The sequence below is a fragment of the Mammaliicoccus sciuri genome, assembly GCF_002901825.1.
Classification (GTDB): domain Bacteria; phylum Bacillota; class Bacilli; order Staphylococcales; family Staphylococcaceae; genus Mammaliicoccus; species Mammaliicoccus sciuri.
The window spans coordinates 351,290-363,936 of record NZ_PPQD01000017.1 but is presented as its reverse complement, the minus strand read 5'-3'; the positions used below and the strand labels follow the sequence as shown (position 1 = coordinate 363,936).

Below are 12,647 nucleotides of genomic sequence, written 5' to 3'. Positions count from 1 at the left end.
CCACATTAGTTAGATGGTGCATCTTTAAAGTTTCTAATCGGTAAATAATTAAGAACCAATCGTATCATACAGAGATTTTTGAATAGCTTATATTCTTCAAAAGATTAGTTTTAGTAATTTGGTCGTATTTAAGAGTGAGTCGATTAATTCCAACTGTTTTCATGACTAGTGTTAAGAAAAGTACCCTTAAAAAATTTTATTTTCGTTGATTGTTCTACATTAATATATACCCGCAGTTGCTTTGATTCATTAGACTATTCTTTTTAATCATTCTAATACTTATAAGAATTGTTTAACCATTTAAGCATTCATAAACCTATTTAAAGGATCTTAAACACGCTCTATAAACGTTAAATAGTCATTTCTACACCAATTAATTACATATAATAGATAATTATTTATATACAATTCTTAATGCTACACTTACAAATGTAATGTAAATAGAGCAATCCTACGCTCTTGCATACTCGACTTACAATGTGATTGCTTACGATATATACCTATCGAGTTCTCCCCTATGATTTAAATTGTTTCGATTTCTTCATTAACTTTCACGATTGTTACACTCTCAATTTAAAACTTATAGAAACATAATTTGTTTTAAATAGCTCAAATAAGTTAAACTTAATCTACTATCTAGAATGATGAGGCATATTATGGATTTATGACATATTCAAAAGGACTGATAAAGATAAAGAAGGTTAATATCGAAAAATATAATTCTTATTGGGTGAATATTTTTGCCGAAGAATCAAATAATATAAAAAGAATATTTGGTGATGAATTACATTCAATCCATCATATAGGTAGTACATCAATTCCACATATATCTGCAAAACCAATTATAGATATTATGCCTATCGTTAATAATATAGACAATGTGGATAAATATAATCATGATTTTGAAAAGTTTGATTATGATGTGCATGGCGAATATGGAATAGTTAATAGAAGATACTTTACTAAATTTGATAAAGAAACTAATAGAAAACTTTACCATGTTCATATTTATGATTGTAAAGATGATAAAAACATTATTCGCCATCTCGCTTTTAGAGACTTCTTAATTGAGTTTCCAGAAGTAGCTAAAGAATATGAGGATTTAAAAATGATGCTCATTAATAAGTATTGTGGAGACAAAGAACAATATGTAAATGGAAAAAATGAATTTGTAAAAAAGAATGAAAAGCTTGCTATAAATTGGTGTTTACAAAACAAAAAAGAATACAGACTATAATTCATTTCAAAAATATAGGTGATAACAATGATACATATAAAAGAGTTTTATAATACATTACCAGAGTCGAAAAATAAAGAACTATCTAAAATTCACAATGAAATCTTCGATACAAACGAAAATTTAAACGACAAATTCTTAAGTAAAAATAAAATTATAATTTTAGTAGCTTATAAAGAAAAAGCAATTGTTGGATATAAAATTGGATATGAAATGGATCGTTCTACTTTTTACAGTTGGTTAGGTGGCGTTGAAAAAAATAATCGAAATCATGGAATTGCACAGAAGCTTATGGATAAACAAGTAAGCATATTAAAAAGTAAAAGGTACGAAAAAATTCAAACTAAATCTTTTAATAAATGGAAAAGCATGCTCATTTTAAATATCAAAAATGACTTTCAAATAAGAAATTGTTATCCAGATAATAATGACTTAGCGATCATTTTAGAGAAAGATATCAAATAGAAAATTACAGAAAATATTCAACAACATTAAGATATCCTAAGTAGTTTATACAACTTTTATAACGTTGGCGTACAGTTGGCGTAGTTACGCTATTTAACAAGCCATTTACATATACAAAAAAATCCCGTCATATCTTCGTTACAAGTAACGAGATACAACGGGATATTGGTAATTTACGTCCTGGGAGGGATTCCTTAAAGCCTATAACATCAGTGTTCTCAATAGTTTGTTGGCGTGTCGTTGGCGTAGATTAATTTTGATATAAATTTTTAAACTCTTTACAAAACAGAACATTTGTTCGTATAATGAAACTACTAATTATACGTGAGGTGTTTAAATTGAAAATCATTAACCCGGGTATGCCTGAACCATATAAGTATGAAACGGACTATAGAAAAATACCTAAAAAGTATTTGAATAGTAATATCCCAGAAGGTCGCAAGATGATTAAGTGGGCGCCATTTGCAACAATGCCACAACAATATGAAACGATTAACGGTTTTATCGAAGACCAAAACAAAGTTGATAAGCCTGTGTTTGATGAATTAGCGTTGCGTGATTTGAACGATGTCTTAGCGCAAAAATTATTTTATGATCCACCAGCAACAATTAAGTATTGGGAAGATGGATATTATAAAACGATTGAGTGTGAGATTAATAAGTTTGATAGTGAAAGAAATAAGTTAGAAGTGTTGGAGAATGGTGAGAAAGTGCAATTGAGTATGGATTGCATTGTGGAGATAGAGTAATATTGTAATAATGGAAGTTCGAAAAAATGAAGGGAATGGTAGAATGAACATTTTAAAAGTTATAATGTCTTTATTAGTTATAGCTATTTTGATGATAGGATTATCTTTTGCTGCGTTTATGGTGTATGAGAACACAATAGCAAAAAAGGATGATGTATCAACCAGTGTTAATGAACAACATCAAACTGTTGAAAACGATACTAGTATGAATAGTGAACAGATAGCAGAGGATAACAACGAAGTGTCAGAAGAAAATCCCGAATACTTACCTCACTTATCTGATAAAAATTATGCATTCAGACTTATGACACTAAATAGAGATGCATTACCTGAGGGAAGTAGAGAACAAAAAGAATATGATGGCACTATACAAACTGCACGTACAAACATTGCAAATGGTCTGGGTAAAGACTTTGATTACAAGATTGTTGAACAATATGAAGCAATAACTGCTGCAAGTGGTAACCAAGGAAAGGCTCAAGAATATATTAAAAATCACCCATATAAATAACCCACCAATTAAGGTGGGTTTAACTTTTAAAATCTGGATTGTATTATTGAGATAGAATAGAAAACACCATATTTACAGTACATTTATGATAAAGTGTATATTATATTAAAGTATAAACTATTATAATCCAAAAACATTTAGGAGTAGATTCAATATGAACAATTTAGGAACTTTATATTTTTTCACAGGTAAAATGGGTGCTGGAAAAACAACAATGTCAAAACAATTAACGAACGAAAAAAATGCAGTTTTATTATCAGAAGACGAATGGCTTGAAAGTCTGTATCCAAATAAAATTAAGACAATAGAAGATTATCAAAATTTGTCAAAACAAATAAAACCTTTGATAAAAAAACATGTACAGAATATATTGTGTGTTGGGACAGATGTAGTTATGGACTTTCCAGGAAACACCAAAAATCAAAGAAGATGGTTATTAAATATAGCTAATGAAATAAATGCTTATCATAAACTTATATATATAAATGTTGATAACAAAAAATGTTTAGAACACCTAAAAATAAGACAACTAGAGGAACCAGAAAGGAATAATTTTGATACTGAATCTACTTTCAATTATCTCACTTCATTCTTCGAGGAACCAAAGGAATCGGAAGGATTAAATATTCTAGAAATAAATAGCAAAGATAAATAAAAAAGCCCACCAATTAAGGTGGGTTTAGTTATAATTTTCTATTAAAGACATAAAATAATTATTTTCTCACATTTTTTATAATCCAAAATTTTTCATCAATCTTACGAGCGAAAACTTTTTTGCCCTCACATTTTAATGACTTCAATTCTTCTATACTGTATTTACTCAACAAAATTTCATTGTTTGAATCTTTGTAAAATTTATAATTTAATAATGAAAATATAGGATTTAAAAACAACAGATTTTGCTGTATATAAATTGTTCCTATTATCGTAAAAAGAAACGCATTTTGTAATAGGTTAACATAATCATTTGGATCAATAGAAAGCAAAGGAACTAGGTATGTCATAATGTAACTAATAATATTATCTCCCTGTTTTTCTAGGTTTGTATCAATTTCTATAGTTTTATTTCCTTTATCTTTAAAAATAATGTATATAGAAATCACTGAAATTATAATCAAAGTTATTAGTATAAACCAATATATGTATATAGATAGTGGTAGTTTGCTTAAACTGTTGTATTTAAAGGCACTATCAATTTCTTGTATAATTAACATTACATATAAAGGTGCAAAGGAAGAAATAAACAAACTTATTTTATATAATATTCCCATGACATTCTCCTTTAAATCATTTCATCTAATCTTTTCTGCTTTCCTACTATAGATTCATAAGCTGAGTCACTAATTAAACTAATAAATTGTTGAGTTAATTCTTCTTTATATACCAATTTACCATTTTCCAAGACAATCCCTTTAAATTTTTCATTAAATTCTTCAGAATTCAAAACTTCATTTACACCTTCAATATTTTCAAAAAAAGCTACAACTCTTTCAGGATGTTCGTTTAATTTAGCCAATCTTCTGGAAAATCTTTTATCTTTTTTTACTTTTTTATCAAATTTTTCAAAGTTAGTTATTACATCATATTCAGATATAGTATTCAGTAAATTTGTTGCCTGTTCATCAAATTCTATATGCATATTACATAATTTTTCAAAAATACTAATTTGATTAATTAGCATTTCTTCATCATGTATAAACATAGCCATTTTTTCATTAAATCCAACTAAATTGTTCTGTTTAATTTTCTTCAATTTATCATCTGTAATATTTCCTATAAATTTAGTTTTATTTAAGGAGCTTAATGCTGATATTTCTCCTATATAATATATGTACTTATCAGTTTCATATTCAATTGTAATTATATATGCTATAAATTTTTCAATATTTACATTTTTAGAACTACCAATTGAATTAGAATTTTTCAAATCATTAAAAAATTTTTTGACATGATTATAATCTGATTTTGCAACTAAATAAAAACCTTTATAATCTTTACGCTGAATCACAGCATCGTATTTACTTTTATCTCTGTTTCTTATCCTTTTATCGTTAAAGTAATTCTTTACCAACGAATATAAATCCTTTTGAACATCAGCTTCAACCTTATATTCATAAAACAAGTTTTGTTGATTGTCACTATCTGATTTTTTAACCAGTGCAAACGAGACAGATTTTGTTATAACTTCGTCATCCATCTCCTTCAATTTATCAAAAATACTATCTAAATTCATTCCCCTTACCTCTTTCAGTGTGTATTTAACAATATTATACATTTTACACAATAAAGTAGAAAGAGTTTATTTATAAAAAGCGCAACTAACATCGGGGAAGACATTAGTTGCTAATACACATTTATATTATACCATATATTAAGACCTAATACTATTAGTAGATACTAATTAATAAATTTTAAAAAACAACCCCATCACTTATAGTGACAGGGCATAGGATAACTTAATTAGATTTGTTTATATTTGGAAGAGAAACAAACCTATAATCATTGTAACATAATAAAAACCCCATCACATAAAGTGACAGGGCTAGTATTGGAAGTTATATTAAGAAACACTAGCACTCAAAAAGTGCTTATTTATAGTAATACTACACTATTGATATTAAAGCAAATAAAAACCCCCTACATCATGGCATTGTGTAGAGGGTAAGTGTTTTAGGGTTAAACACTTTCATCTAGCTACTATATCATTATTTCGTCTTAAAAACAATAACACCCCACTTATTAGTGAGGTGCAAAAAGGTATTACTAAATATGAGTTTAAAACTAAAACGGAGATAATAGGTTTAAACTATACAAATTATATCATTAATATTACATAATTCAAAATAATAACCTACTCAATTACATGAGTAGGCTCGCCGTAATATTGTGTTTAATATGTCTAAAGTTATCTTAACATACTTAATCACACTTCTGTTTTAAAATCAGGACTTTGTATGGTAGTACTTTTTAATTTAGTAATACATTCTTCTAATATCGCTATTTCTACATCATTGTTGAAGTCTCCATTTAATTTTTCATTTAACAATATAGAAACATACAATAAATCATCGCTTAAATCTTGATAGTTAATTTCTTTCATAAAACTTATTCCTTTCAATTAATCTTGTATTAATAATAGATACAAGATACAAATACCCGATTAATTATCTTGCAAAACAAATTAAATAATAAAAAAATAACCCCACTCTACAAATAAGAAGTGGGGTTTGTGTGTATGAACTACCTAGCGGTTAAACTAAATAGGGTAAACATATAATACTACTTTTTACTTGTAATCTTCAAGTCAAACCATAATTTGGTTTCTTTTTCTAACTTCTCATCTTTGTGTGTAATAGGCCCCAATGCACAATAGAATCGTCCAGCTTTAGGGTTAGTTGGATATTCAAACTCTGCCCACCAATATTTATCCTTTTTAGTAACCGAGAAGAAGTTAATATATTGACCAGCTAAGATGTTATTTGGTGGTGCTAATGCCGGTTCGTTTAAACCTGGTTTCTTTTTAGCTGCGATTGGAGATACACCTTTCTTAGCTGTCGCTTTACCAGACCATTTCCAAGTTGTTTTAGGTGGTTTAGTTGTTGTGCCACCGTTGTAATAATGTTTAATACGAGAAATAAAGTAATCTTTTAACTTATTACGATTAGCTAACGTATCTGGTGCGTTTTTTCCTACATGCATATCCCAAGAACGATGAGGACAAGATGTGCCAAAATACTGTCTATGAAGATTAACTGTCGTGCGATTGACTGGCAAACCATAAGACTTCATGACAGCTGCTGCTACTTTAAATGTTGCCTCTTCATTTAATTTGAACTGGGCATCTGTTAAACCTGCTGCTGGGTGTGATTGACAAACTTCGAATCCGATCAGATTACTGTTAGCCCAGTTATTACCACAATGCCATTCTACATAATCTGTTGGGTGATACCAAAGCGTCTCATCTTTGTTTACATAAACTGAAGCCCACCCATTAACATGCGTTCCGTTTTGTTCTCTTGTATATAACCATGGTAAATACTGATTAGGTGTCATTGAACCATAATCATTGTGAATAACAATACCTGCAATACTTGCTTTTTTACCTGTTAACTTACTTCCTTGAATGTGATTTGAATAAATATCTTTCATTATAAATCTCTCCTTTAGTTTTTTCTTGGCTATAACTGCACTGTCATAACCAAGTCATAATAAAAAGCCGACTGATCATTCAGCCGACTTTCTAGGTTTTGTATATCGTTGTGCTTGTTCACTATCTTTGATACCACGCGTTGTTGGGTCTTGCACTACACCTAGTAACACCAACACACCCAATACACTATTCACAATATTTGTTATTTGGTCTGTATACACTGTTATATCGTAATCGAATGCACCCGCTACTTGTTGAGCAAATAAAAGGATAGCCGATATAATGGCTACCCAAAATGATTTTTGCTTGATTCGTACTTTCCAGTTGATTTTCATGCTATTGCCTCCTTATTTAAATAAGACTTGTATTAAAACTGGCACAAATCCACCTGCCCCAAGTCCAGCTGTAATTATTGTTATGAGAAACTTGTTTCTATCTACAACACCTGCTTGTTGGCTTTCTTGGACTCGTTTTAATTCAGTTTCAATACTGTCTGTTTTCTTTACGTAATCTATTAATATGGTATTGACCTCTTTTAAATCATCACGAATTCCTTTCATATTTTCATTTATTGGTTTTTGTCCTTCTATAAATGTTCGTATTGTTAAATTCAAAGCATTAAAGTTCTGATCGTGTTTATCTTCTACTTCGTTTATTCTTGCATGTAATTTACCTTTATCTTTCTCACGGCGTAGTTCGTCTTCATAATATTTCTCTGTTGTTAGATAATTCATTACTTACTCTTTTCTTGCTTCATTTCAGAAATGTTTTTGTAAGCTAATAGTGCAGTTGCTCCACAAAATATAGAAAAGGAAAGATTCATAATTGGCGTGACTAAATTTAAGCCACTGTCAAAACCAGCCGTTGAGAAAATATAATAAAAAGGACATGCTATTGCATATCCCCATGCAGTCAATCTATAAAAACTAATACTTGTTTGATGATATGGTAGTTTGATTCCTGCAAGAATAATTAATATTCCAGCAAGTACAAATGGAATGCCCCAAATCGTTAAAGGCATCACCTTATGCATAGCTGTGTAGAGTTCACTTTCGTATTGTGCTTTCTCAGCAAAAAGAATCCAATAACTACCTCGAACAATACAACAAATTCCAAAAGCGAAATCCCACGCAATTGCGTAAAAATGAAAAAAGTTCAATCCTTTTCTGCCCGTCATTAAAGCACCTACTTTCATTAGAATCTAAAAGCACCTACATTAGTAAGTGCTTTATGATCTACTCTGTCTCTTCTGTACCTTCTACGTAATTCTGTCCGTCTTGTTGTTTTTTAGTACGTGAAATTGTTTCTTCAATGTAATAAGTGAATGTGTTATTACCAAAAATTGTTGCTAATGTGTTCTGTACTGTACAAGCTGTTTTAGCGTCTGCTTCATTCATAAACTTATGAGCTGATTGAGGCGTTCCGCCTTTATTAAAGCCGTTCCCATAATTCTTGATTAGACATGTTTCTTGTCCTTTTTCGTCACGCTCTACTAAAAAATACTGTTTGATATTCATTTCCATTTAAAACACTCCTTTAAATTTTTATATATAAAAAAGCACCTTACTCGCTTTGAGCAGGCGCTTGATTATCAGTTTGTAATTGATCGTTTTGTTCTTGAATTATTGCTTTTAACACTGCATTCTCATGCGTTAGTCTTGAATTTTCCTGTACTAGATTGCTTATAACAATTTGTGGATTTGCTTGTATGCTTTGTTCATTCATTATTTTGCCTCCAATTCCGCTTCTAATGTACGGACTTTTTTAGTTAATTCTTGTATAGCTTTAAGACACCATGCCGTCATTTCATAAGAATCGACACCGTCCCCATTTTTCCATTCGTCTGGCGTTTCTCTTTCTAAAACAACACCGTGTCTAACTCTTTGACTGTCTTCTTCGATTTCTGAATATAGCTTATAACTATATAACTGCACTCGATCAACCAAATGTTCTAATACATCTATATCCCAATTCTCAATATCATATTTATAACGTTCAGAAGATGTCCACGTTGCACTTGCTGCTCTGATAGGTATATAACTATCAGTCGTATTTCTTTTAGTAATTCGCACTTCTCCGTCAGCCCTTAAATAAAGATTTACGGCATTTGTATTAGGGTTGATATCTAAGAAGTTGGCATATAGTCCATTAGCCGCTAAGTCGCGCCAAATAATATCCCCACCATTATATAAAGAACGTCCTGTAATTCTAACGCCATTATCGCTACCAATATAAAATCTTGCATTTGTATCTCTATGCGCTATTGAAGCTAACCAACCTATACCACCTCGAATATCAACATAATTTTCTGTTGTACCTCTAACAGTGAATCTAACCTCTGAACCACTGTCCGGACGAATATAGATATGTTGCCCCGCTGTAACATAATTAGAATCTAAAAAGTTACCGAAATATCCTAATGCTCTTACATTTCTATATATAGTATCTGTGCCATTATAACCACCACGAGAGGTCATTCGTATTTCTGCGTCTGAACCTAAATACAAGTTAGTTCCTGCGTTAGTCATCAATTTATCGCCTATAAAGCTATGCGCTCTGATAGGTACATATCTGTAACTATCCCATGCACCGTCACTTGGTATTTGCGTAATATCAACTGCTCTTACCTCATAACCTTGTTGAGCCGCAAGATATACATTTGAATTAGATGTACCTAATGCTGCACTTGTAACTAATAATCTGTCCATACTAAAACGTTTAGACCCATCGGGATTTAACATTTCAATACCATTAATACCCATATCAAGTTTATGACCATCTGCTCTAGTCATCGTTATTGTGCCATTTTCGATGTTTACAGATGCTTTATTGTCTTTTGCCTCAATACGTTTCGCTGTTATATCAACACTATTTAAGTAATTGATTGTCGCTTGTTTTGAGAATAGTTTGTCAATGTATGCGTCTTTAATCGTTGTGACACCGTTCATAACGATAACGTCCCCGTCATTTATCTCAAACACATTCGTATTCAGTTTAACGCCACTAGGACCAACTGTAACATCACTTACTGTTCCATTCTCGTCATACTTTAATGTCACGCCTGTTGTCGTGTTCACTAAAATTTCGGCTGCAATTTTAGATAGCGTTTGTTTTGTCTTGTTCAAGTCTGTTTCTTTGGCTCTTAATGATATATCTATACCATTTTGTTCAATGCCTGTTTCCATTGTTTTAAGACGTTCTGCGGTTTCTTTAGGTGCTTGTTGATAGTCGCCAATTTTATCGCCTTCTACTAACATTGCATTAGTAACATTCACATTCAATGTATGTGGCGAAGTACCTGCAATATCTTTATAAACTAGGAATGTAGAACTCTCAACTTTAGCAACAAACGTTACTTTGATTTTACCTTCTACAATATCGACATCTATCAGGCCATTATCTGGTGTATATCCTCTGACAGATGTTCTTCCACTTTGATTAGTGTCCGTTGTATTAAAGTTACAAGTAAATGTATACGTCTTACCAACTTTTAAAGGTGTCGTTAAGTAGTATCTGAAAAAAGCATGAGTTAATGAACTGCTAGTCGCTTTGTCTTGATACAAACTATTTAATAATAGGTTTTCTGTACCTACCTTCATGTTGTTGTATTCATTTAAAGTTACACGGTCTTTTATCAATTTATCTAATTGTTCTCTTGCACTATCAGCACCATTTAAACGTTCGATAATACCTTTCTTATCCGTTTCATAATCAACACCTTTTACCACTTGCTTGAATTGTTCTTCAGTGTCCTCACGTAATGCTTGAATTGCACCGCTTATTAAAGAACCATCTCCAACAAGAAAACCATCTTCTTTATATTCAAACCCAAACTTTTCAGCTACCTTTTGCATTGCCTCGTTGTATTTTTCATCTGTGTATTGCGATTGAAGTAATTTAAAGCGTTCATCAATGGCTTGTCTAGCATTAAGCAACGCCGTATTTAGTGCATACGCTTGACCGCGATATTGAACTATCATGGCTTGTGTATCCATTAATTTACCTATCGTTGCTGTTTCTACTGTCATGCTATCTAGTGATGAAGTAATGCTTGAATAAATGTCAAGAAGTATATTTAGTTCATTGTTAAGCCAATCTCTTATACCCTCGTCAACTAAATATTCACTATTTAAAACCTCGTATACTTCGTTAATTACTTTTGCATGTTGTACAGATATAGAAAGAAATGTGCCGTTAATTTCGTTGTATATAATAGCTTCTTTCGTCATACCACCAATTTGTTCAACGTCGTGTGCTGACGCATTTTCCCAACGACCATTTTTAAATTCTCGTAATACTGCAACTTTAAAATTGCTAGTATCGTACCAAAAGTCGCCTTCTTCTGGGCTTGGTGGTGCTGTTTCGCCTCTGTGAATAGTTCTTTGTAATCTTTCAATTTCTTCTTCAATTCTATCTGTGATGATCGTATTAGAATTGTTGATGTTATTATTTAATTTCTTTTCGATTTCTTCCATTCTACTTCTGAAATATTTTAATAAATCATCTTCTTTATATTCGATTACATTTCCAAACTGCCATGTTAAGTCGTCTGAAATTAATTCGTGTACGAAACCAACAACTTCACTTTCTGCATATAAACTTGGCGTGTAATCTGGATTTTTAATCCTAACAATATCTCCAAATCTAATAATTTCATGAGGGTACTCTTTCTCTAAATCAAATGCATCTATTTCATAGCTTAATGCTGAAGACTTACGCTTGTTCAACTCGGTCTTAGTCAAAGTGATCAGTCTCTCAAGTGTCATATCTTGGTCATCTGATTCAGGCTCATATATACCCCATAAATAACGTTTAGGTAAATTAAACTGTTGTTGTGCTTCATCATCTACCACAACTGTACTGATACGTGTTCCATCGTCTTTTTCAGGACCAAAAGCAAATAAGGCTGTTTTAACTTCTGACATATCAACCGTTCTTTTCATAGAGATTAAATCTTTACCATATATGATTTCCTTTCCTTCAAATAAAGGTTTCGGTTGAATCATATTAACTTTTCTTCTCACGACTTCATTACCTTTAATCTCAATGACATAGTCTGGCTCTAATTTATAAGTGGTTGTTAATTGACTAATTATTTCATGGGGTGTTCGTACAGAAGTCCATGACATTGACTTGATTCCACCATATTCACAAAGACCAACTTCCCAACCTGAATCTTTTAACGTTTCTGAAAGTGCCTCATTTACAGTCATTTTCGTAAACTTACCAGCTGGTATAGGTTTTGCTTTACCAATGTCTTCTACATATGAAGCATCACATTCTATTTCTAGATATTGACCTTCTTCTTCAAGTCTATTAATTATAAATTCTTTATATGCACCATTAGGCTCTTGGATAATAACTCTATTTCGTTCTTTAAAATGTTCTCCTCTTTCTGAAAGTAAGGTGATATTTAACAGTTCACTTTTGTCTTCTTTACTTCTAGTGTGTTCTGCTCGAATAATCGCAGAATCATCTTGACTGATAAAATCAATAATCTCACTATTGAAATTAAGTACATGTATCAAATCCTCA

At 31.1% G+C, this 12,647-nt stretch carries 15 protein-coding genes; 5 read left to right on the top strand and 10 right to left on the bottom strand.

The annotated features are described in order from the left end of the window. Positions 1-664: 664 nt before the first annotated feature. The 5 genes from CD035_RS04305 to CD035_RS04285 all read left to right on the top strand — a co-directional run bounded on the left by CD035_RS04305 (position 665) and on the right by CD035_RS04285 (position 3,617). Positions 665-1,237 (top strand): GrpB family protein, encoded by a 573-nt coding sequence (locus CD035_RS04305; protein ID WP_048542407.1) that lies wholly within the window; start codon positions 665-667, stop codon positions 1,235-1,237. 27 nt (positions 1,238-1,264) lie between these two features. Then, the gene (locus CD035_RS04300; RefSeq protein ID WP_048542406.1) at positions 1,265-1,702 is read left to right on the top strand and encodes a GNAT family N-acetyltransferase; all 438 of its coding nucleotides are present in this window, start codon (positions 1,265-1,267) and stop codon (positions 1,700-1,702) included. A 329-nt stretch (positions 1,703-2,031) separates the two neighbouring features. Then, entirely contained in the window at positions 2,032-2,451 is a 420-nt protein-coding gene (locus tag CD035_RS04295; protein ID WP_239772099.1) for a YolD-like family protein, read from the top strand. 43 nt (positions 2,452-2,494) lie between these two features. Then, positions 2,495-2,962, top strand: coding sequence for a hypothetical protein (locus tag CD035_RS04290; protein WP_142383034.1), 468 nt, complete (start codon positions 2,495-2,497; stop codon positions 2,960-2,962). A gap of 154 nt (positions 2,963-3,116) precedes the next feature. Continuing rightward, positions 3,117-3,617, top strand: a complete 501-nt coding sequence (locus CD035_RS04285) for a P-loop nucleotide/nucleoside kinase family protein (RefSeq protein WP_048542400.1) — start codon at positions 3,117-3,119, stop codon at positions 3,615-3,617. A 58-nt stretch (positions 3,618-3,675) separates the two neighbouring features. Here CD035_RS04285 and CD035_RS04280 read toward each other — a convergent pair whose 3' ends face one another. The 10 genes from CD035_RS04280 to CD035_RS04245 form a co-directional block, all read right to left on the bottom strand. Further along, on the bottom strand, positions 3,676-4,233 hold the full coding sequence (locus CD035_RS04280) for a hypothetical protein (RefSeq protein WP_048542398.1): 558 nt from the start codon (positions 4,231-4,233) through the stop codon (positions 3,676-3,678). Between the two features lie 11 nt (positions 4,234-4,244). Then, the gene (locus CD035_RS04275) at positions 4,245-5,195 is read right to left on the bottom strand and encodes a Kiwa anti-phage protein KwaB-like domain-containing protein (RefSeq protein ID WP_048542396.1); all 951 of its coding nucleotides are present in this window, start codon (positions 5,193-5,195) and stop codon (positions 4,245-4,247) included. A gap of 690 nt (positions 5,196-5,885) precedes the next feature. Beyond that, positions 5,886-6,062, bottom strand: a complete 177-nt coding sequence (locus CD035_RS13885; protein ID WP_155403652.1) for a hypothetical protein — start codon at positions 6,060-6,062, stop codon at positions 5,886-5,888. Between the two features lie 179 nt (positions 6,063-6,241). Continuing rightward, positions 6,242-7,111, bottom strand: a complete 870-nt coding sequence (locus tag CD035_RS14100; protein ID WP_053076881.1) for a peptidoglycan recognition protein family protein — start codon at positions 7,109-7,111, stop codon at positions 6,242-6,244. 75 nt (positions 7,112-7,186) lie between these two features. Beyond that, complete coding sequence (locus tag CD035_RS04265; RefSeq protein WP_048542394.1) at positions 7,187-7,447, bottom strand: phage holin; 261 nt, start codon at positions 7,445-7,447, stop codon at positions 7,187-7,189. Between the two features lie 12 nt (positions 7,448-7,459). Then, positions 7,460-7,846 (bottom strand): hypothetical protein, encoded by a 387-nt coding sequence (locus tag CD035_RS04260; RefSeq protein ID WP_048542392.1) that lies wholly within the window; start codon positions 7,844-7,846, stop codon positions 7,460-7,462. Beyond that, positions 7,846-8,307: a hypothetical protein gene (locus CD035_RS04255; RefSeq protein WP_229412508.1), complete on the bottom strand. Its 462-nt coding sequence runs from the start codon at positions 8,305-8,307 to the stop codon at positions 7,846-7,848. Before CD035_RS04255 ends, CD035_RS04260 begins: the two co-directional genes overlap by 1 nt. A gap of 40 nt (positions 8,308-8,347) precedes the next feature. After that, positions 8,348-8,635 carry a hypothetical protein gene (locus CD035_RS04250; RefSeq protein ID WP_048542390.1) on the bottom strand — a complete coding sequence of 96 codons (288 nt, stop codon included), beginning with the start codon at positions 8,633-8,635 and terminating at the stop codon, positions 8,348-8,350. A 40-nt stretch (positions 8,636-8,675) separates the two neighbouring features. Beyond that, the gene (locus tag CD035_RS13880) at positions 8,676-8,837 is read right to left on the bottom strand and encodes a hypothetical protein (RefSeq protein ID WP_048542389.1); all 162 of its coding nucleotides are present in this window, start codon (positions 8,835-8,837) and stop codon (positions 8,676-8,678) included. Beyond that, positions 8,837-12,640, bottom strand: coding sequence for a phage tail spike protein (locus tag CD035_RS04245; protein WP_053076880.1), 3,804 nt, complete (start codon positions 12,638-12,640; stop codon positions 8,837-8,839). Before CD035_RS04245 ends, CD035_RS13880 begins: the two co-directional genes overlap by 1 nt. Between the last annotated feature and the right edge of the window lie 7 nt (positions 12,641-12,647).